The organism is Mesorhizobium sp. M7A.F.Ca.CA.003.01.2.1 (genome assembly GCF_003998945.1).
In the GTDB taxonomy this organism is placed as follows: Bacteria; Pseudomonadota; Alphaproteobacteria; order Rhizobiales; family Rhizobiaceae; genus Mesorhizobium; species Mesorhizobium ciceri.
In genome coordinates this window covers 1-2,447 of record NZ_RZRA01000848.1, presented here as the reverse complement: position 1 = coordinate 2,447, position 2,447 = coordinate 1, and the positions used below count along the sequence as shown (strand labels likewise).

Genomic DNA, 2,447 nt, shown 5'->3' with positions numbered 1-2,447 from the left:
TTCATAGACCTGGCCCTGGTTGGCCGCACCGTCGCCGAAATAGGTCAGCGAGACATTGTTGTTGTCGCGGTAGCGGTTGGCGAAGGCCAAGCCCGTGCCGAGCGACACCTGCGCGCCGACGATGCCGTGGCCGCCATAAAAGTGCTTTTCCTTGGAGAACATGTGCATGGAGCCACCCTTGCCCCGTGACAGGCCGCCGCGACGCCCGGTCAGCTCGGCCATGACGCCGCGCGGCGACAGCTCCATCGCCAGCATGTGGCCGTGGTCGCGATAGGCGGTGATCATCTGATCGCCGTCGATCAGCGCCATCTTCATGCCGGTGACGACCGCTTCCTGGCCGATATAGAGGTGGCAGAAGCCGCCGATGAAACCCATGCCGTAGAGCTGGCCGGCCTTTTCCTCGAAACGACGGATGAGCAGCATGTGCCGGTAAGCGGCAAGCTCTTCGTCCTTGGTGAATTCGACAGGTTTGGGGGTCGAAAGCCCCGATTTGCCGTCGGATTTGGATTTGGCAGGCGCTTTTCTGGCGGCGGTGGCCATGCATCACTCCCTGTTGGCGTCTCTTCGTGGACATTAGAGCAGGATGAAATCTGCTCTGGGGAGATCAGCTCCTCCCCACCGATTTTAGGGAGGCTAACACGCGTCAAAGCGTTGCGCCATGCCGAATTTGCATAGCTGGCATGCGCCTAAGCGATTAAAATCATTGAAAATATTGGTGATTAACTTGAAATCAGTTATTTCGCCGAGGTCGGCAACATAATGGTGATTTCGTCAGCTTGGGACAGATTGAGCGCCTTGCGCGCCTGCTCATCGAGCATGTCCTTCTCGAGCGTGCCTTCATGCATCAGCCGAACGCGGCGCTCGAGCTCCATGCGGCGCGCCTTGATCGCATCGAGCTGGCCTTGCAGCGCAACCGTCTGGGCTTCCAGCTGATATTTCGAGTAGATACCGAATTCGCCGTGATAGGCATGAAAGCCGAAATAGGCCAGGAACGCCACGCAAAGCGAGGGAATGATCAGCCGGCCGGTGTTTCTCTGCTTGTGCTGACGCGTCCACATCGCCCGATTCCTCTAGAGCATGATGCCGAAAAGTGTGAAGCGGTTTTCGGACGACATCATGCTCTATCTCTTTGATTTAGAGTCGGATTCAGATTTCAGGTCGAACAGACCTGAGATCATCCGGCTCTAGCCCGCGAACTCAGGCGGCTCACGATCTTTCTCGCCCGATTGTGCTTAACGGACGGTTACGGGTGACCTGTTTGGCGGCGCCGAAACGAAAAAGGGCGGGAATGCTCCCGCCCTTTTGTCCGGTATCGATGAGCCGGTGTTTCCGGATCAGCCCTTGACCACCGACTTGCCGGCGTAGCTTGCCTGCTTGCCGAGCTCTTCCTCGATGCGGATCAGCTGATTGTACTTGGCCATGCGGTCCGAGCGCGACAGCGAGCCGGTCTTGATCTGTCCGCAATTGGTGGCGACGGCGAGATCGGCAATGGTCGAATCCTCGGTTTCGCCCGAGCGGTGCGACATCACGGCGGTGTAGCCGGCCTTGTGCGCGGTCTCGACGGCGTCGAGCGTTTCCGTAAGCGAGCCGATCTGGTTGACCTTAACCAGGATCGAGTTGGCAACCCCCATGCGGATGCCGTCGCGCAGCCGCGCCGTGTTGGTGACGAACAAATCGTCGCCAACCAGCTGCGTCTTCTTGCCGATCAGGTCGGTCAGGTACTTCCAGCCTTCCCAATCGTCCTCGGCAAGACCGTCCTCGATCGAGATGATCGGATAGTCGGCGGCAAGCTTGGCCAGGTATTTGGCCTGGGCCTTGGGATCGCGCGTCTTTTTCTCGCCTTCATAGACGTAGTTGCCGTCCTTGAAGAACTCGGTCGCGGCGCAATCGAGGCCGAGCGCGATCTCGTCGCCCGGCTTGAAGCCGGCCTGCTCGATCGATTCCATGATGAAATCGAGCGCCACCGGAGCGCTTTTCAGGTTCGGGGCAAAGCCGCCCTCGTCGCCGACATTGGTGTTGTGGCCGGCATCCTTCAGTTTCTTGCGCAGCGTATGGAAGATTTCCGAACCCCAGCGGACACCTTCGCGCAGCGTCGGCGCGCCGATCGGCAGGATCATGAATTCCTGGAAATCGATCGGGTTGTCGGCATGCGCGCCGCCATTGATGATGTTCATCATCGGTACCGGCAGGAGATGCGCCTTGGTGCCTCCGACATAACGGTAGAGCGGCAGGCCGGCGGCATCAGCGGCCGCCTTGGCCACCGCCAGCGAAACGCCGAGAATGGCGTTGGCGCCAAGCCGGCTCTTGTTGGGCGTGCCGTCGAGCTCGATCATGGTCTGGTCGATATGAATCTGGTTTTCGGCTTCCATGCCGCCGATGGCCTCGAACAGCTCGCCGTTCACCGCCTCGACGGCTTTGAGCACGCCTTTGCCGAGATAGCGGGCGCC

The 2,447-nt window shown here is 59.7% G+C and carries 3 protein-coding genes; all 3 read right to left on the bottom strand.

Features of this window, described 5'->3' with window-relative positions; genetic code table 11:
• On the bottom strand, window positions 1-540 hold a 540-nt coding region (locus EN969_RS26590; protein WP_245467508.1), incomplete at its 3' end, for a thiamine pyrophosphate-dependent enzyme.
• A gap of 194 nt (window positions 541-734) precedes the next feature.
• The gene (locus EN969_RS26585) at window positions 735-1,058 is read right to left on the bottom strand and encodes a septum formation initiator family protein (RefSeq protein WP_027038975.1); all 324 of its coding nucleotides are present in this window, start codon (window positions 1,056-1,058) and stop codon (window positions 735-737) included.
• Between the two features lie 276 nt (window positions 1,059-1,334).
• On the bottom strand, window positions 1,335-2,447 hold a 1,113-nt coding region (gene eno, locus EN969_RS26580), incomplete at its 5' end, for a phosphopyruvate hydratase (RefSeq protein ID WP_127419536.1).

Excerpts from the sequence above, each read along its gene's own strand:
- EN969_RS26585 (WP_027038975.1), bottom strand. The coding sequence starts at position 1,058 with ATGTGGACGCGTCAGCACAAGCAGAGAAACACCGGCCGGCTGATCATT.